The sequence below is a fragment of the Thalassotalea sp. PS06 genome, assembly GCF_007197775.1.
GTDB lineage: Bacteria > Pseudomonadota > Gammaproteobacteria > Enterobacterales > Alteromonadaceae > Thalassotalea_A.
Map to the genome: position 1 here is coordinate 1,039,862 of NZ_CP041638.1, position 18,945 is coordinate 1,058,806.

Consider the following 18,945-nt stretch of genomic DNA (forward strand, 5'->3'; position numbering starts at 1 on the left):
CCTTCATCGATGGCCATCATAGTGCAAAAATTCGGGGGAACCTCAGTCGGTTCCCCTGAACGTATCGAAGCTGTGGCATCTCAGGTCATTGCAACCCGTCAACAAGGGCATCAGGTCGTTGTTGTTCTCTCCGCCATGTCTGGCGAAACCAATCGTTTAATGGATTTAGCCCGCTCTATTGATAGTGCAGCCAGCGGCCGGGAACTGGATATGTTGCTTGCCAGTGGCGAACAGGTATCCATATCTTTATTAGCCATGTCGTTAATCAAGCAGGGTTTTTCGGCGGTTTCTTTTCTTGGCCATCAAATCGGTATTCGCACCAATAATCGCTTTAATAACGCCCGTATTATTGATGTAGATAACAAGCGTCTTAAATCGGAACTGGAACAAGGCCACATCGTTATCATCGCCGGCTTCCAGGGGGTTGATTATGAAAACAACATTACAACGCTTGGGCGCGGCGGTTCGGATACCTCTGCGGTTGCCATTGCCGCAGCCTTACAAGCCAAAGAATGTCAAATTTACACCGACGTTGACGGGGTTTATACGACGGATCCTAGAATTGATCCAAGCGCACGGAAAATAAGCGCCATTACCTTTGAAGAAATGCTGGAAATGGCCAGTGCCGGTGCGAAAGTATTGCAAACCCGATCAGTACAATACGCCGGAAAGTTTAAAGTACCCCTTCGTGTATTATCCAGTTTTATGCCCGGGGAGGGCACTATGATTGATTTTCAACAGGAAGCGGCTGCCACTCACCCGGTTAGCGCTGTTACTGCCCATAAAGACGAAGCCATGTTTTCATTGCAAAGCAGGGGCGATCTAGTGGCGTTAAATGCGAGAATTTTCTCCGAATTGGCTGAACACGATATCGAAGTGGATATGATAGTTCAGTCTTTCGCCAGCCCGGGTGAAACTAATCTTAATTTTACCGTACATCGTAAAGACTTTGTAAAGACTCAGCAGGTTCTGCAAACTTTAGAGGCGGAACTGGGTCTAATGAATATCGAAGGCAACCAACAGTTAGCCAAAGTCTCGGTAATTGGTAACGGCATGCGCTGTCATACCGGGATAACCGCACAGATTTTTGCAACACTCGCGGAAGCCGGGAACAAAGTGTTTTTGGTCAGTACATCAGAAATTAAGATTTCGGTATTGGTCGTTGAGAATGATTTATCACGCGCAGTTCAGGCACTTCATAAAAAGTTTTTGATTAAATTAGATATTTAATAACTATTTTCCATATTGTTTGCTAAATTTTGGTAAAGCGTTAAGTAAATTTTCGGTTAATTTATTTTTTATAAATCAGTAGTCTGATAACATTAGCGTGATTTCTAATTTAAAGGAGAGCATGAAGGATGCTTATTTTAACAAGACGGGTTGGAGAGACTCTGATGGTTGGCGACGACGTCACTGTCACAGTTTTGGGAGTAAAAGGTAACCAGGTTCGTATCGGCGTAAATGCCCCGAAAGAAGTTTCAGTTCATCGCGAAGAAATTTATATGCGAATACAAGCTGAAAAAGGGGATGAAGACAACGTCGGTAATCAGTAAAAAAGGCAGTCAGGCCTAGCCCCTCAGTGCTGTTTGGCATGAAAATTCATCAGGTTGTTTGATTATTCAGCAAACGGAAATAAATCCGAAAAAATCGTTTGACTTATTTTTCGAATCTATTAATATGCACGCCATCGGTGAGGTGGCCGAGAGGCTGAAGGCGCTCCCCTGCTAAGGGAGTATAGGCTTTATACCCTATCGAGGGTTCGAATCCCTCCCTCACCGCCATTTAATCGTTTGATTAGATGGCGATTCGATTGCGGACACGTAGCTCAGCTGGATAGAGTACCTGGCTACGAACCAGGCGGTCGCAGGTTCGACTCCTGCCGTGTCCGCCACTTCTCTAAGTGGTAAAATAATAGAGTCCAACAGTTCTGTTGGCACGAATCCTAACGTGTAGATAAATGGGCAGTCTCAAGTACTGTGACACTTGATTGCGGACACGTAGCTCAGCTGGATAGAGTACCTGGCTACGAACCAGGCGGTCGCAGGTTCGACTCCTGCCGTGTCCGCCACTTATTCCAGAAAAGGCAGAGTTTATACTCTGCCTTTTTACTTCCAAGATTAAAAGCAGACAATCCAGAACTCGCTTTTAATCGATAGATAGCTATATTTATAGCGCTAGTTTTTTGCGGACACGTAGCTCAGCTGGATAGAGTACCTGGCTACGAACCAGGCGGTCGCAGGTTCGACTCCTGCCGTGTCCGCCACTTCTTTGTTAAAAGGCAGAGTTTTAACTCTGCCTTTTTTTATACCCAGATCAAAATTCTACTATCCTTTAGATCAAGCTTTTCTACGTCGCTGAAAATAATTCACATATTTAATTCAAATTCATTCACCCATGAAAATCGTATGTTTTTCTTACGGTTAGTGAACGTTTTTCCAACATATCGTTATTTTTTATTCACTTTTTTTACATATAATTGACAATTGTTCATTGATTAAAAAAATTGGAGTGATTATTCTATTTCTTTTAAGCACGGGTATGCAGTATGGAAAATATCGCTGAAACGTTTATTGAAGCCGGCACATTGATGGTAGTTGGGATGGTGTTTGTCTTTGCCTTTTTAAGTTTGCTTATTATTGCCATCAACCTTTTGGCAAAAGTTGCGACGAACTTTCCTGACGCCAAAGTCGCGCAAAAATTACCAAGACATGTACCAACAAACACCACCCGTGACGGTGAAGTACCAGCCACTGTGGTTGCCGCGATTACGTCGGCCATCAGCCAATATAGAAAAAATAGAACAAATAAATAGGAGCATTGCATGACTAATCCACTAGGTATTACGGAACTCGTGCTAAGGGATGGCCACCAATCATTGTTGGCTACCCGGATGCGTTTGGAAGATATGTTGCCGATTGCACCAAAACTTGATGAAGTAGGATTTTGGTCGATTGAATCCTGGGGAGGAGCAACATTCGATTCATGCATTCGTTATTTAGGCGAAGATCCCTGGCATCGTATTCGTGCGCTAAAAGCGGCAATGCCAAAAACCAAACAACAAATGTTGTTCCGCGGTCAGAATATTTTAGGCTATCGCCACTATGCCGACGATGTGGTAGAAAAATTTGTTGAGCGTGCTCATGTTAACGGTATTGATGTATTTCGTATCTTCGATGCGATGAACGATACCCGTAACCTGGAAACGGCAATCAAAGCTGCGGTTAAAGTCGGCGCCCATGCGCAAGGCACACTGTCTTACACCGAAAGCCCGGTACATACCTTAGAGGGTTGGTTGACCATGGCCCGTAAGCTAGAAGATATGGGCGCCCATTCTTTGTGTATCAAAGATATGTCTGGCTTGCTGAATCCTTACGATGCCGAAGCGTTAATTACTGGCATTAAAGAATCGGTATCATTGCCAATCTCTTTACACTGTCATGCAACGACAGGTTTGAGTGTTGCCACTCACATGAAAGCGATTGATGCCGGTGTTGATGTTATTGATACCTCAATTTCTTCCATGAGTATGACCTATGGTCATTCGCCAACAGAATCTATTGTATCTATCGTTGAAGGCCGTGAGCGCGATACAGGCCTTGATATGGTTAAGCTTGCCGAAGTGGCCGCATACTTTAGAGACGTTCGCGAAAAATACGCCAAATTTGAAGGCAGCCTGAAAGGCGTTGATGCGCGTATCTTACTTGCTCAGGTTCCTGGTGGCATGTTAACCAACATGGAAAACCAGCTTAAAGAGCAGGGCGCTGCCGATAAGCTTGATGAAGTATTGACTGAGATCCCGAAAGTTCGCAAGGATTTAGGTTATATCCCATTAGTGACACCGACCTCGCAAATCGTCGGAACGCAATCGGTGCTTAATGTATTAACCGGTGAGCGTTATAAGTCGATTACCAAAGAAACCGCGGGTGTCTTAAAAGGTGAATACGGTGCAACACCAGATGCCGTGAATGCTGAATTGCAAGAACGAGTGCTAGCAGGTGAAGATGCGGTGACCTGTCGTCCTGCGGATTTATTAACGCCGGAAATGGATAAACTGTCAGAAGAGTTAGAAGGTTTAGCGGCTGAAAAAGGTATTGAGCTGGCCGACGAAAAAATTGACGACGTATTAACCTATGCGTTATTCCCACAAATTGGTTTGAAGTTCCTTGAAAATCGTAATAATCCAGATGCATTTGAACCTGCGCCGAGCAAAGATGATGTCAAACCTGCCGCAGTTCCTGTCGCTGCCAGCTCGACTGCTGCTGGTCCGGAAAGTTACTCGGTTCGCGTTGATGGCAAGGTTTATGATGTTGTCGTTGCTGCAGGTGGTACGATTGAGAATATTGCGCCTGCGGGTGATGATGCCATCAAGCAATCAGCATCAGTGGATTGTTCAGATACCTTAAATGCGCCGTTAGCCGGTAATATCTTTAAAGTATTGGTCAGTGAAGGGCAATCTGTAGAATCGGGTGACGTGGTGATGATCATGGAAGCGATGAAGATGGAAACTGAAATTCGCGCCGTTTCTCCAGGTACCGTTTCAGGAATTCTGGTCAAGGAAGGTGATTCTGTCGCCGTTGGCGATCCGTTGTTGAATCTGGGATAGGGTAGTTATTATGGAGTCGATAATCACCCTTTGGGAATCAACGGGGCTGGCGAATTTTCACTATAAGCAGCTGATCATGATGGCTGTGGGCCTTGGCTTATTATATCTGGCGATTGCCCGAAAATTTGAACCATTACTGTTATTGCCTATTGGTTTTGGTGCCATCCTTACCAATATTCCGCTGGCTGGATTCACCGAAGCTGGCGGCTTATTGAAATACGTCTACGATGCCGGTATCGATACTGGTATCTTCCCGCTACTAATATTCATGGGCGTTGGCGCAATGACCGATTTCGGCGCATTGATCGCTAACCCGAGAATGTTACTACTTGGCGCAGCCGCCCAATTTGGTATTTTTGCCACTTTGTTTGGCGCTATCGGATTGAACCTGATCCCGGGCATTGAGTTTACCCTTAAAGATGCCTCGGCTATTGCCATTATAGGTGGTGCAGACGGGCCGACGGCGATATTCCTAGCCTCGAAACTGGCACCAGATTTACTCGGCGCCATTGCGGTAGCCGCTTATTCTTACATGGCTTTAGTTCCTATTATTCAGCCGCCGATTATGAAGGCACTGACTAATGAAAAAGAACGTAAGATTGAAATGAAGCAATTGCGTCATGTTAGCAAGTTTGAAAAGATCATTTTCCCACTTGCCGTATTGTTGATGACCGCATTGTTCTTGCCTGCGGCAACACCTCTGGTTGGTATGTTCTGTTTGGGTAACCTGATGCGTGAATGTGGCGTCGTTGATCGTTTAAGCTCTACCGCGCAAAACGAATTGATTAACATCGTTACCATTTTCCTTGGTCTTGGTGTTGGTTCGAAGTTGAGTGCTGAAATGTTCCTGAATGCGGAAACCTTAGGTATTTTAGCCTTAGGTGCGGTGGCCTTCTCAATCGGTACTGCGGCCGGTGTTCTGATGGCGAAATTAATGAGTAAGGTTTCGAAAGAGCCGATTAACCCATTAATCGGTGCAGCAGGTGTATCAGCGGTGCCAATGGCGGCGCGTGTTGTAAACAAAGTAGGCCTTGAATCCAATGGTCATAACTTCCTGTTGATGCATGCAATGGGTCCAAACGTTGCCGGTGTACTTGGTTCAGCCGTTGCAGCGGGTGTGTTGCTTGCGCTTGTTGGCTAACCTTAACCAGACTTAAGTCGCAAAAAACGAGTAACAAAATATAACTACCAACATCAGGTATTAAGATATTGAGGGGCAGAATTTTTCTGCCCTTTTTGTTGCCTAAAAAAGCAATTATTCAGTAATCTGGTACCTCTGAACTAGATTTAGGAAAAATTTTAAAGGATTAATGTCATGGCGAATCACGAAAAAATTAACTATCTGGAATTTCCCGCTAAAGATTTAAATAAGGTACGAGCATTCTATGAACAGGCATTTGCCTGGCAATTTACCGAGTATGGCGATACCTATCTGGCATTTAATGACGGGATTTTTGACGGTGGCTTTTATCAAGCTGAGGCTAAGTCGACGCAGCAATCTGGTGGCGTGTTAGTGGTCATTTATACCAGTGATATTAGCGACACCGAACAAAAGGTTTTGGCTGCAGGTGGTGAAATCAGCACACCAGTATTCCCGTTTCCTGGCGGCAAACGCTTTCATTTCAAAGACCCAAACGGTAATGAATTAGCGGTATGGACTGATAAGGATTAACGGTTTTAATTGAGCCCACTCGGGTGTTGAATTGAATATCTCTGCTATAGTTTTAAGCTGTAATTTAAGTTTACTTTGAGGTAGTTATGAAATTACAGCAACGCAATTTTGCCACCCTAATTCTCATCGTCTGCAGCATGTTTAGCTTTAATGCCATTGCCGATGATTACTCGGATAAATGGCGCATTTATTTCGATGGGAAAGCCAAAGAAGATGGATCCTATACCTTGACCTTTCAGCAGGAGGGCAGCGATGAAGTGTTAACTGCCGTGGTGGAAATCGAAAAAGGTACCCGCGAGAATCAGGCGGCTCGTATCACCCGTCGTCAACTCGATGGTGAAGTCAAAGGCTATGATGTGGATAAAGAAGATGGTGAGGAAGTGCAGTTTCGGACTCGTATCGGCGCTGAAAAATTCAAACTGACGATTGACGACAGCAACCTTCATGGCTTGGACGTCAAACTTAAAAAGAAGCGTTTCTAATCGTTTAGTCTACCAGTATCGCTCCATGGTGATATGACCGGGCTCGCGCATTCGATGTTTGCGAAATCCATGTTCGCCGAGCAGGGTGTTGGCGTCGGTTATCATTGCCGGATTACCACAGAGAATGATATGGGAATGTTCCGGCCTCAATGGTTGCGGTATTTGTGCTTCTAACCCCTGGTAAAAGTGAGTGATGCGGCCCTGAAGCAAAGACGATTGTGGTTCCCGACTAACCACAGGGTAGTAGTGTACATTATCGCCGAGCTCGCGGAGCTCTTGCTGATAATGGATTTTACTGCTGTCAGTAACACCATGCAGCACCACGAAATCCTGATACTTGTTACGAATGACGGGATCTTTTAGTAGCGATAACGCTAATCCGACGCCAGTGCCAGTGACCCAGAACCAAAGGTTTTTGGCTTCTGGCAGGCGTTGGTGGGTGATCAGGCCATTGGCGTTTTTGTAGAGAAATACCTCATCACCAACTTCCAGTGCTTTCAGACGAGGCGACAGCAACCCATCTTCAACTTCGACCAGATAAAATTCCTGAAAATTATCATCCGGATGACTGATAAACGAATAGGCGCGACTGATAAGTTTGTCATCAATCATCAGACCAAGTTTCGAGAACTGCCCGGCAAAGAAAGGAGGGATGGGGGCTTGCACCTTTACAGCGAAACAGCCCCCATTAAAATGTGTCATTTCAATAACTTTTCCGCTGACGAACCTGTCTTGCATGCGCTTATCCCATAGTTAGAGCTATGTCTCGTTTATAGTCAAGTTCACCTACTTAAGCAACACCAAGATAACTTACTTAGACAATTCGACGATAACTCTGCTAATGAAATTAGGCAGTTACAGCACTCTATCGGCTTAGTGACTTGATCACTCTATTTGTTTAGTGATTTGCCTATCGGTTTCCCTCGATTACCGCCTGTCGGCTTACCACGACGGCGATTAGATGTATTCTTCGCGTAAGGGTTATCGCTGCGAGTTGGTCGTTTTTTCGCAGGAGGTTTATGGCCTTGAGCTACCTCGCCGCTGCGTTGCCCATCTTGATGCTCAACTTTTGGCGTTTTCGGCTTCTTCGGTTTTTTCGCCTTAAATGGACGTACATCATGAGATTTCGGCACTGGGTTTGATGCTTCAAAGCCTTCAATCTCCTGTCGAGGGATCAACTTTTGACTTAAACGTTCAATCGCTACCAACAGCTTAAACTCATCGGCGCAAACCAGGGAAATTGCCTGGCCAGTGCTACCGGCACGACCGGTGCGGCCGATTCGGTGTACATAATCTTCAGCCACATGCGGTAGCTCAAAGTTCACCACTTGTGGTAACTGGTCGATGTCAAGACCGCGGGCGGCAATATCGGTGGCAACAAGTGCGCGGATTTTGCCTTCTTTAAACTGTGCCAACGCTTTGGTTCTCGCGCCCTGACTCTTATTACCGTGAATGGCTAAGGCACTGATGCCATCAGCTTCCAAATGGCGAGTTAAACGGTTAGCACCATGTTTGGTTTTACAGAAGATCAGCACTTGCTGCCAATTGTGATGACCAATCAAATAGGAAAGCAATTTCGGCTTTTTGTTTTTATCGGTTGGATAAACCCATTGTTCAACCGTCACTGCTGTGGCATTCGCCGGATTTACGGAAATTTCCACCGGGTTTCGCACCAGCTTTTTGGCCAGAGCTTTGATGTCCTCTGAGAAGGTGGCAGAAAATAACAGGTTCTGACGTTTCTTCGGCAGTAAATCGAGGATCTTATTGATGTCCCGGATAAAGCCCATGTCCAGCATCCGATCCGCTTCATCAAGCACCAGAACTTCAACCTGAGAAAATTTAACCGCATTTTGCTGGTGTAAATCTAACAAGCGTCCAGGTGTCGCCACTAAAATGTCTACGCCTTTTCGAAGGCGCATCATTTGTGGGTTAATTTTTACGCCACCGAAAACAACGGCCGATGATAAACTTAGACCTTCGCTATAGGTTTGCACGCTGTCACCAACTTGCGCTGCCAGCTCACGGGTCGGGGTGAGTATTAAGGCACGGATGTGGTTGCTTTTAACCCTTTCTCCTTTTGCCAGACGTTCTAATATCGGCAGGGTAAACCCTGCGGTTTTTCCTGTACCGGTTTGTGCCGCAGCCATGACATCCTGACCACTTAGCACAGCAGGGATAGCCTGTTCTTGTATTGGGGTAGGTTTTTGGTAATTCTGGCGTTGCAGGTTAGCGATAATCGTTGGGCTCAAACCCAGCGTGTCAAAACTCATAGAACTCTCATTATGGGATAAGGGAAGGGCTTCAATGTTTGCCCTTTGACAGCGGTGCTGCAGGGTACAGTATAGCAGTCAGATACGCAATACGAATGCGTATCTGATAGCAAAAACAAAAGCTTAACTATGCTAGTTAACAAGTTGTTAATCATTGATTAACTTGTTAATTTAGTGAAATTACAGATGTCTTTATTGACAAATTAAAAGGATGTTTATGCGATTTTTGTTGTTTATCCTGGGATTGTTACTGGTCGTTGCAACAGATAGTGTGGATGCTCAGGATGATACCAAAGTTTATGTTCCTGAGTCCCTTGAACCATGGAAGAGCTGGGTGCTGGAGGATTATCCATACATTGATTGTCCGGTAATCAATAACAAAGCCTATGCAAACGAAAAAAATCACATCTGTGCTTTTGGCTCTCCGCTTGTTCTGGATTTAACCGCAACTCAAGGCACATTTTCCCAACAATGGCAGCTATTTTCTCAAACCTGGGTTACCTTGCCGGGCGGAAAGTGGAACTGGCCTACACAAGTAACCGTCAATGACAAAGCGGCTTCGGTGATCGTTAAAAATCAGCGTCCGCAACTATTATTACCGGCAGGAACACACCAGATAAATGGCAAATTTACCTGGCAGCAACTACCCAAACAACTGGCAATTGACCATCAAACACCACTTATCGCTCTGACCATTAATGACGAGCAAACCGCCAATTATCGGGTTGAAGACGGAGAGCTTTGGTTAGCGGCGCAACAAACCGCGTCTGTCGAAGCCAACGAAATGTCGATTGAAGTGATCAGACATTTACAGGACGGTCCGTATCTGACGTTAACGACACAAATCGACATTGAGATTTATGGCCAGGCCCGGGAAGAAAGTCTGGGCCAGGTACTTCCTGAAGGGTTTACCTTAACCGATATTGATTCTGAACTTGCCAGTTATGTTGACTCCAAAGGCGAGTTACGGCTCAAAGCTTTACCCGGTGATTGGGAAATCAATTTAACCGCCCGAGCCAAGCCGGAACGGTTAAGCATTAGTCGCCCTGAATCTAAATCGCCCTGGCCAGAGCAGGAAGTGTGGCTATTTGCCGCTGCGCCGGAAACACGCATAGCTCGGGTGACTGGCTTACCAGCCATTGATACCTCACAAGTTTATTTATCGGATGAGTGGGAGCAATTACCGGGCTATATGATGACGCCCGATGCGGTAATGGACATTGAAGTGAGCCATCGAGGCATACCTTTACAAATACGAAATGAACTTAGGTTAAACCGAAAGCTTTGGCTGAATTTCGATGGCGAAGCGTTTACGTTTAGTGATTCGATTACCGGGAATATGATTAAGGACTGGCGTTTAACGATGCCGGCCCCTTATATTCTTGAATCTGCGCAAGATCAGGATGGCCCGTTGCTGGTTAGTGAAATTTCAGCCATACGAGGTATCGAAAATCGTTACCCTGCAACTCATATCGAGGCTCAGGGGCAACTTCAGCAACTATCAAATTTCGATATCGGCGGCTGGCAGCAGGAGTTTGATACCATTCAATATGACCTGCAATTACCTCCTGGATATCGACTTTTCGCAATATTTGGCGCCGATAAAACCTCCAATACCTGGATAGATAAATGGAATTTGTGGAACAGTTTTATCGTATTGCTCATTACCGGATTAATTGCGTCTTTATATAACAAACCGTTAGCACTATTGGGCTTATTCACTATGGTACTTGTATACCATGAGCCCGGCTCGCCAATCATTGCTATTGGTATTGCCCTGTTGTGTATCGCGCTTTACCGGCAGCTTAATGGTACCCGCGTCAGCTCCTTGTCATCATGGCTTAGTAAAATAACGCTGATAATTGCAGCATTGGTCAGTGTTTATTTTGTCGCAACGCAGTTACGTTTAGTGGTGTATCCGCAACTCGAACACAGGTATGTAAACCAACAGGACAGCTACGCGACAAGTCACTTTGCGCCACAACAAGATGCATCTGAGATATTGGAAGATGTGGCAAGAGAGCGTAAAGCCCGAGCAACAGTTGAGGAAGTTCGAGGATTTGAAGACGCAGAGCGTATCGAAGTGACTGGTTCGAGAATTAAGCGCTCAGACTTAATTTCACGCTATCAGGCTGATGCACCAATTCAGGCAGGCTCTGGCCGACCTGATTGGGCCTGGAACCGCTATGGAGCAAGATGGAATAGCCCGGTATCCTCTGGACAACAAATGACCACGGTAATTTTGAATCCGGTAGTTTATAACCTAATTCGCATTACCGGTTTGATTTTATTGTTAATATTGTTTTGGTTAACGTTAGGGAAGAGTAGTTTGAACAATTCCAGTAATCCCTCTTCAGGCCTTCAGACTTTAACGCGATTGTTATCTTCTGCTAGCAAGGCAAAAGGCTCTACAAGTGCAGCGTTGCTACTACCACTGGTGATGATATTTACCAGTGGTGGAGCAGGGCAGGTTCAGGCGCAGACATTTCCACAACAAGAGCTTTTGCAACAGTTGCAACAAAAGCTTCTTCAACCTCCAGCCTGTCATCCAGATTGTGCAACCACGCAATGGGTTAAAGTCAGTGCCGAGCGTCAGCACTTGACCTTAGATATCAGTATCCATGCACAACAATCCGTAGCAATGGCGCTACCGCATTCGGAGCAATGGCAGCCGCAATCGGTTGAACTCAATGGTAAACCCGCAGGCGTAATGATAAAGAAAGGAGCACATAACTATTTGTTGTTGCCTGCTGGCTCCTCGAATATACGCCTGTTAGGTAAAGTCTTTCAACAAGACACCATCAGCCTTAATTTCCAGGATAGGCCGCAAGCGATTACTCACGATATTCGAGATTGGGAAATATCTGGCCTGCATCGCGGTAAAATGCAGAACCGAACCCTGGAGTTAGTCCCAAAAGCCGATAGTGAGCAAACCGATGGCGAAAGTTTTAAACAATCGATCAAACCATTTGTGGAAATTCAGCGAAAGCTTGCTTTTGATCAGGACTGGTATTTATTTACAACGGTTACCCGAAAAGCCCCGGCTAAAGGCGCTATCAATCTTGATATTCCGCTATTACCGGGTGAAAAGGTTTATACCGCCGATATCGTTATAAAGGATGATAATGTCACTCTGTCGATGTCAGCAGACGACGATATTGTTACCTGGCGGTCGAATATTCCCCGCCTTGAGGAATTTAGCTGGAATAATCCATCTTCTGAAAGCTTTTATCAGCACTGGCAGGTTTTAGTCAGCCCTAGCTGGCACGTGCAATTGTCGGGTGTGCCGAGTGCAATCTTCGATTTTGAACGTGAAGATTACTATGAGTATAACTTTTTCCCTCAGGACAACGAACAACTCTTATTTCAGGTAACTCGCCCTGCGCCAGTCCCTGGCGAGTCATTAGCGATAGATAATGTGACCGTGGAATGGCAATCAGGTAAGCGCTTGTCGAAGCTTAATTTAGCGTTTGATTATCGTGCGACTCAGGCGCAACAACATAAAATTTTTGTACCTGAAGGCTATCAGGTGAGCGAAGTGATAGTTGATGAAAAGCGTCTGCAATTGCAATCGAACGAGCAGGAGTTGATGCTGCCGATAACACCTGGTGAACATCACTATCAATTAGCGTTTTCAAGCAACCAGGGGGTAGAAGTCAGTAACGACTTCCCGGTATTCAATCTCAATGCACCCATCAGCAATATCAGAAACCAAATGCCGTTAACGAGTGAACGCTGGTTGCTCGCCACGTCCGGTCCTGCCGTTGGCCCAGCAGTGGTGTATTGGGGCGAATTACTGGTATTTATTTTTGTTGCTTTGATCCTCACTAAAGCCAATATCGCGCCATTATCACTGTGGCAATGGTTATTGCTTGGCGTTGGTATTAGTACCAATAATTGGTCGGTCATCGTGATGCTGGCGCTAACGTTTGCCGCTATCCGTTTTTATCAAAAGCCAGAAGATAACAAGCATTGGCGTATCTATAACCTAGGCAAATTAACCATCAGCCTGTTTGCGTTATTCAGTATGCTGGCGTTGCTGGCTGTTATCCCGATGGCATTGCTGTCGGCACCGGATATGGGCATAGCGGGTAATAACTCGGGTAGCTATGGCTTAAACTGGTTTGCTGATCGAAGTGATGGAGAAACTTCAAGTATTTGGATATTAAGCTTGCCAATCTTAGTGTACAAAGCCGTAATGTTGCTTTGGGTGATGTGGTTAAGCTTTACCTTTATTGGCTGGGTGAAATGGGGGTGGAAGCGTCTCACTGATGATGGTTTTTGGATGGCAAAACCGGTTATTGTCAATCCAGAGGCGAAAGCGCCAACGTCCAAGTAAACGCAAAAACCAAAGACATAAACCTGGTTTGTTGTAATAAACGAAAAACCGGAGCTGAAGCTCCGGTTTTTTTAGATTAAGGTTTTATTCACTCTGAGGTGATATGAATCATTAAGGTGAAAAAGCCAATGATGATCAGGTTAAAAGCAGCGATATACATAAACCCTTTAAAGCCCTGTTTGGCCGTGTAATTATGGGTTTTTAGGTACCACCACCAAATCAGGCACATGATAACTGGTATTAGGAAAAATAATCGAATCATAGTGATGTTAATTATCTGATTGTTGTTGATTTATTTGTTTTGGTTGTTATATCAATTCCATTAAGTTTTTGCACTGCTCAGAGTTATGGCAGAGGTTCAGTTACAACATAAATTTCATTGATATAGTTAATCTATATTATTGAAATTTAGGGCAGTAAATGGGCCTCTGATAAACTCCCAAAGGGTGAGTTTTAAAGGCGTTTTTCTTGCGTTACTGACTTTGGGCTATTTGGACGATGGAACGACCATTCTCTGTGATCAAATCCTTGCCTAAACGTCTTTAAAGGCTCACTGAGTGGGAAAACACTTAGTGGACTTGGTATTTAAGCTTAACTCGCTTGTTTGTTGCTTGCAATTATCTTCGCTAAAGGCTTTCTAATGCTATACAGAAATAACAGGCTTGGGATCACCATCAGCGCCGTTAAAACGAAAAATAATGCCCAGTTGCCATCCAGGCTATCAACAATGACCCCTGAATAAGAACCGAGAGCTACCCGGCCAAAGGTACCGATGGACGCCATCAACGCATACTGACTGGCGGTAAAGGTTCGGTTACACAGTACTGACAACAATGCTACGAATGCCACGCTCCCCCAGGCACCGGTAAAGCCATCAATTAATACCGCGACCGCCAACAACCACTGACTTGGACCGGTCAGGGCAATGATCGAGAAAAACAGATTCGATACCGCCATGGCGATACCACCAATAAACAATCCTTTGATAATCCCGAAACGTATAGTGAACACACTACCAATTAAGGAAAATAATATGGTTACCCACCAGTTCATTAATTTTGAAAATACCGCGATATCGGTATTGGAGTAGCCCACCTCTTTGTAGAACACCAGGCTCATGCGGCCAAGGTAAGCTTCGCCAAGTTTAAACAGGAAAATAAACATCAATACCGACAAGGCAAAGCGGGTGCCGTTGCGGGTAAAAAATTCATGCAATGGCGCCACCAGGGTGGTTAACAACCAGGCGATCAAGCGATGAAAACCATTGGCGTGAATAGCGGATGATGTAGCCATGCTATTTATTGGTTGTCTGTGCAGCGACTTTAACAAATAAAACATTAGCCCCAGCAAGGCAATCCCAAAAACGCTGCTGTAAGTAGCGGCGTTGCTTCGTTCGATTAATTGTTCAGGCCAAAGGGGGAAACTAAAGCCAGCATAAGCGATGATGGCGATCAGTAAACTGATACAGGCAATAATCCCTGAGCTGAGTAACGGGTGGCTGGGGACAAGCTGTAAAAAGCCCTGTTGAATTTTATCCTGTTGTTGCTGACGGTTGGTTTGCGGCTCAGATACCACCAATACGGTTATCAGCAATACGGCCATGATCACGGTGAGTACCAGGTAAACCTGTGGCCAGTAAAGCTCGGAATGATCGACTAATAAAAACGGTATGGCGCCGAGCCCGGCGTATCCAGTCCACCAGCCAGAGGTTGCCATGGCGGAGCCCGCGGCCATGCTGGCGTCATCATTATCGAGAATATCTATACGATAGGCGTCGATAGCTATGTCTTGGGTTGCCGAGCTAATGGCCAGGCACATACCTATCACCGCCATCGTTGCCAATTGCGAAGTTGCATCAAACAAAGAAAGCGAAAAGGCACAGGCGATAATGATGATTTGAGTCAAAAATATCCAACTGCGTCGTTGCCCTAATTTTTCGCCAATAAAGGGTAACCGCAATCGATCCACCAGAGGCGACCAGAGAAAGTTTATCGAATAGGAAACAAAGATAAGACCGAACAAACCAACGGATGAACGACTGAGCCCTTCATCAGTAAGCCAGGCAGTCATTGCCGAGCCAATCAATACCCAGGGAAAACCACTGGCGATGCCAAAACAAAAGATAGTAAGAAGTTTCGGGTTGGAGAAGTAAGTTAGCGTATCTCGAAATGATTGCACGTAAGAATTTTCTTTATTATTAGCACTGACCTGAGACTAGCAAATTATAATATCAATCACATTAAATTCTCACTGAGTGAGCAATAATTTAATGTGATTGGTATAAATAGCAGAGAAATTAAAATTTATTGATCACCAGGGGTGGGTTATACCGGTCGCCAGCCCACACAATGAATTGGGTATCGGCCCTGACCTTGCAAAAACTCCATGCAGCTTTCAATCTCGAATTTCAGATTCCAGTCGTTATCCAGATCGTTTAACGAGCCAGAGCCAAGTTTTAACTCATGAAGTAAATGCCAGAATACACGTTCTCTGGCGTTGTTTGGAGTGTCGTCTGTAACCTGCAATACATTCCATTCCTCAAAACAGTCCCAGATGAACAGATTGAGTTCGGTCGGATGTACTTCATTTTTTAACAGCGCATTAAGGTAGTACATCAACTGCGAGATTTTTTCGTTGATAAAATGGTCGACTGGCACGGCAACCTCGATAATTTAGCGCGAATTTATTTTTTATGTCAGCGTTCGGCCGCCCAATAACGTCCTGTTTGCTGATCCCTTTTTAGTCAAAACTTAACCTACCGTATTTAGGGGGAAAAGGGAAGGGGTTGCGACTTTAGGCCTCACCAGGTGGGGTTGCGACCTAAAGTCTCACCGGGTGGGGTTGCGACCTTCGTCTCACCGGGTGACAACTGCGAGTGTTACTCTCGTAGGGTGAGATTGCGACTTTAGGTCTGATCAGCTGACAACTGCGAGCCTTGCTCTCGTCTGATGGGGCTGCGACTTTATGTCTCGCCGGATGCAAGTTGTCAGTTTAGGGCTTGGTTGACTATCTCTGGCATTCCTTGAATTGACCTTAACTGCCTGAAAAGGTTAATGTCTCTAATGAGCTAAACGGACGTGTAAAGATAGGTCGAGGGATTTAATGCGAATAATAATCACATTATTGTTTTCGAGTTTATGTATTTCTTGCACTGCAAATACCCAAAGCTTGTTAATTTGCACTTAAAACTGATCCACGATTTGCATTGAAAACTGATCCGCCTAAGTTGGTCTTATTATGACCAATATCTTGAAAATATCTCCAGTTATTTTTCCTTATTTTTTGCAGCCGATGATTCTTTGAATCGATAACTGTCGTTGCCAGTTTCGATGATATGGCAATGATGAGTTAGTCTGTCGAGCAGTGCTGTTGTCATTTTTGCATCACCAAAGACTTTCGCCCATTCAGAAAATGACAAGTTAGTCGTAATGATGATGCTGGTCTTTTCATAGAGCTTACTTAGAAGATGAAATAGCAGTGCACCGCCATTTTGGCTGAAAGGTACATAGCCAAGCTCATCTAGAACCACCAAATCAACGCTGCTAAGCCGATTGGCAATGCGGCCGCTCTTGCCATCTAACTTTTCCTTTTCAAGCGCGTTGATAAGCTCTACAGTCGAGAAGAACCGTACTCTGAGGTGATGATGTTGTACCGCTTGGACGGCAATGGCCGTTGCCAAGTGCGTCTTGCCTGTGCCTGGGCCACCGATGAATACGATGTTTTGACTGTCTTCGACAAACTCACATCGATGTAAGCCCCGTATCACCGTTTCGTTAACCGCACTGTACTGGAATTCGAAGCCGAATAAGTCTCGATAGGCAGGGAATTTTGCAACTTTCATCTGATAAGCGATTGAACGAACTTCTCGGTCTGCGACCTCGGCTTTAAGCAGGGTTTCGAGAACGGGTAATGCTTGTTTGAACGCTGGTGAACTCTGAATCGATAAATCGTTCACGCTGGCCTTCATACCATGCAGTTTCAGGGTTTTTAAGGTGTTTAATAAGGCTTCAATGTGCATGGCGTTGTCCTTTCAATTGCTCATAGATACTTGTGTCTGCCGTTGGCTCTTGCTCAAGCTGTAACGCTTTTTTGATGGGTAATGGATCCGGTGTTGGTATGTCCATCAGTCGATGCAGGCAATTGATCACATGCTGTTTTGACGTTAGACCAACGTTCAGGCTTTGCTCAATGGCTTCTTTAACCAGTTGCTCATCGTGATGCAGCACCAATGACAAGATATCTACCATATCTCGATCACCACCTTCATATCTCAACAGGGTATCCTGAAGGTGCTGGAAGCACTCGGGGAGTTCTTTAAACGGGGCACCGTTACGGAGTGAGCCAGGTTTACGCTGAGCAACAAGCAGGTAGTGACGCCAGTCATAAGTCACAACCCCTTTTGAATTGTGATCTCGGCTGAATTGTCTTACATGCTCTGCGACTTTATTGCCTTCGGCAATAAACAGAATGCGATCAGGGTACACTCGAAGGCTTACTAAGCGATTAGCAAAACTGGCAGGGACACTGTATTTATTGCGTTCAAAGTTCACCAGGCAAGTCGATGACACTTTCTTAGTGTGTTCAATGAATCCATCAAATGGTGCCTGGACCTTCATCAGGTGTTTCCTCTCGTCGAGCCAGACTTGTTCAATCGTCCGGTCACCATAATTTGGATGCGTGGTTGATTGCCACAGTGACATGCATTTTTGCTCAAGCCAGTCATTTAATTCATCGAGCGTTTTGCATTTGGGGGCATCGTGCCAAATGCTTTGACGAGTATCTCTGACCATCTTTTCCACTTGGCCCTTTTCCCAGCCTGCGGCAGGGTTACAAAACTCCGATTCAAACAAATAGTGGCCAACCATGGCTTGAAAGCGACGATTTACATCACGTCTTTTTCCTTTACCAACTCTATCGACAGCGGTTTTCATATTGTCGTAGATACCGCGCTCAGCGGCGCCTTGAAATACGCGAAAGGCATGATTGTGTGCATCGAATAGCATTTCATGAGTCTGAGTCCAGTAGGCACGCAGATAGAACGCTCTGGAATGGGATAACACAAAGTGAGCAACCTGAAGCTTTACCTTGCGAGTACCGACATAAGAATAATTCTCACCCCAGTCAAACTGAAACGCTTCACCTGGTGCAAACACTAATGGGACATAGGCTTTTTTGTTCAGACCGTGAGCCGCAATTTTTTGCTCTTCCCGCCATTGCCGAGCGAATGCCGCAACGCGATCATAAGAGCCACTAAAGCCCAGCTCAACGAGTTCTTTGTGGAGCCTCCTGGCTGATTTTCTTTCTTTGCGCCGACGCTTCGATTCCCGTAGCAACCAGGCAGATAGCAGCTCTTTGTAGCCATCAAGCTTGCTAATCGATGTTCGTTTGGGATACGCAGGTTCAACGCATTCCTTGGCCAGGTATTTTTTAACGGTATTTCTTGAAAGTCCGGTTCTTCTGGCTATTTCACGTTGGGACATCCCCTCCCGAAAATGCCAACGCCGGATAACGCTTAGTAATGACACATCAATCACTCCAATATTTCTCCCGCAATTTGAGTGCGAGAACTAATTAAAGAA

The 18,945-nt window shown here is 45.3% G+C and carries 14 protein-coding genes and 4 tRNA genes; 12 read left to right on the forward strand and 6 right to left on the reverse strand.

All coding sequences use genetic code 11. The features are described from left to right. The first annotated feature begins 9 nt into the window (after positions 1-9). The 11 genes from FNC98_RS04510 (at position 10) to FNC98_RS04560 (ending at position 6,757) form a co-directional block, all read left to right on the forward strand. Positions 10-1,230, forward strand: a complete 1,221-nt coding sequence (locus tag FNC98_RS04510; RefSeq protein ID WP_143580141.1) for an aspartate kinase — start codon at positions 10-12, stop codon at positions 1,228-1,230. A gap of 128 nt (positions 1,231-1,358) precedes the next feature. Further along, complete coding sequence (gene csrA / locus FNC98_RS04515; RefSeq protein ID WP_136736177.1) at positions 1,359-1,553, forward strand: carbon storage regulator CsrA; 195 nt, start codon at positions 1,359-1,361, stop codon at positions 1,551-1,553. A 136-nt stretch (positions 1,554-1,689) separates the two neighbouring features. Next, a tRNA-Ser gene (locus FNC98_RS04520) sits at positions 1,690-1,781 on the forward strand. A gap of 33 nt (positions 1,782-1,814) precedes the next feature. Then, positions 1,815-1,891 (forward strand) — tRNA-Arg (locus FNC98_RS04525). A 100-nt stretch (positions 1,892-1,991) separates the two neighbouring features. Further along, positions 1,992-2,068: transfer RNA gene (locus FNC98_RS04530), tRNA-Arg, on the forward strand. A gap of 118 nt (positions 2,069-2,186) precedes the next feature. Further along, positions 2,187-2,263 (forward strand) — tRNA-Arg (locus tag FNC98_RS04535). 282 nt (positions 2,264-2,545) lie between these two features. Continuing rightward, positions 2,546-2,812, forward strand: a complete 267-nt coding sequence (locus FNC98_RS04540) for an OadG family protein (RefSeq protein WP_143580142.1) — start codon at positions 2,546-2,548, stop codon at positions 2,810-2,812. Between the two features lie 9 nt (positions 2,813-2,821). After that, on the forward strand, positions 2,822-4,603 hold the full coding sequence (oadA, locus tag FNC98_RS04545) for a sodium-extruding oxaloacetate decarboxylase subunit alpha (RefSeq protein WP_143580143.1): 1,782 nt from the start codon (positions 2,822-2,824) through the stop codon (positions 4,601-4,603). Between the two features lie 10 nt (positions 4,604-4,613). Further along, positions 4,614-5,744: a sodium ion-translocating decarboxylase subunit beta gene (locus FNC98_RS04550; RefSeq protein WP_143580144.1), complete on the forward strand. Its 1,131-nt coding sequence runs from the start codon at positions 4,614-4,616 to the stop codon at positions 5,742-5,744. Between the two features lie 174 nt (positions 5,745-5,918). Then, complete coding sequence (locus FNC98_RS04555) at positions 5,919-6,275, forward strand: VOC family protein (RefSeq protein WP_143580145.1); 357 nt, start codon at positions 5,919-5,921, stop codon at positions 6,273-6,275. Positions 6,276-6,361: 86 nt separating this feature from the next. Next, on the forward strand, positions 6,362-6,757 hold the full coding sequence (locus FNC98_RS04560) for a hypothetical protein (protein ID WP_143580146.1): 396 nt from the start codon (positions 6,362-6,364) through the stop codon (positions 6,755-6,757). A 9-nt stretch (positions 6,758-6,766) separates the two neighbouring features. On the opposite strand, the gene FNC98_RS04565 is transcribed toward FNC98_RS04560, so the two are convergent. Together FNC98_RS04565 and FNC98_RS04570 are read right to left on the reverse strand one after the other, a co-directional pair. After that, positions 6,767-7,495: a ferredoxin--NADP reductase gene (locus FNC98_RS04565; RefSeq protein WP_143580147.1), complete on the reverse strand. Its 729-nt coding sequence runs from the start codon at positions 7,493-7,495 to the stop codon at positions 6,767-6,769. Between the two features lie 152 nt (positions 7,496-7,647). Beyond that, a complete protein-coding gene (locus FNC98_RS04570; RefSeq protein WP_143580148.1) occupies positions 7,648-9,027 on the reverse strand; it encodes a DEAD/DEAH box helicase in 1,380 nt (459 codons plus the stop codon). Between the two features lie 217 nt (positions 9,028-9,244). Here FNC98_RS04570 and FNC98_RS04575 point away from each other — a divergent pair, with 217 nt between their 5' ends. Next, positions 9,245-13,366: a hypothetical protein gene (locus FNC98_RS04575; protein ID WP_143580149.1), complete on the forward strand. Its 4,122-nt coding sequence runs from the start codon at positions 9,245-9,247 to the stop codon at positions 13,364-13,366. Between the two features lie 591 nt (positions 13,367-13,957). Here FNC98_RS04575 and FNC98_RS04580 read toward each other — a convergent pair. From FNC98_RS04580 to istA, 4 genes are all read right to left on the reverse strand, one after another. Next, positions 13,958-15,544 (reverse strand): AmpG family muropeptide MFS transporter, encoded by a 1,587-nt coding sequence (locus tag FNC98_RS04580; RefSeq protein ID WP_143580150.1) that lies wholly within the window; start codon positions 15,542-15,544, stop codon positions 13,958-13,960. A 146-nt stretch (positions 15,545-15,690) separates the two neighbouring features. Continuing rightward, positions 15,691-16,023, reverse strand: coding sequence for a hypothetical protein (locus FNC98_RS04585; RefSeq protein ID WP_143580151.1), 333 nt, complete (start codon positions 16,021-16,023; stop codon positions 15,691-15,693). 608 nt (positions 16,024-16,631) lie between these two features. Continuing rightward, on the reverse strand, positions 16,632-17,384 hold the full coding sequence (gene istB, locus FNC98_RS04590; protein WP_143580152.1) for an IS21-like element helper ATPase IstB: 753 nt from the start codon (positions 17,382-17,384) through the stop codon (positions 16,632-16,634). Further along, positions 17,374-18,900 (reverse strand): IS21 family transposase, encoded by a 1,527-nt coding sequence (gene istA / locus FNC98_RS04595; protein ID WP_143580153.1) that lies wholly within the window; start codon positions 18,898-18,900, stop codon positions 17,374-17,376. The genes istB and istA overlap by 11 nt, the downstream gene beginning before the upstream one ends. Positions 18,901-18,945 lie beyond the last annotated feature (45 nt).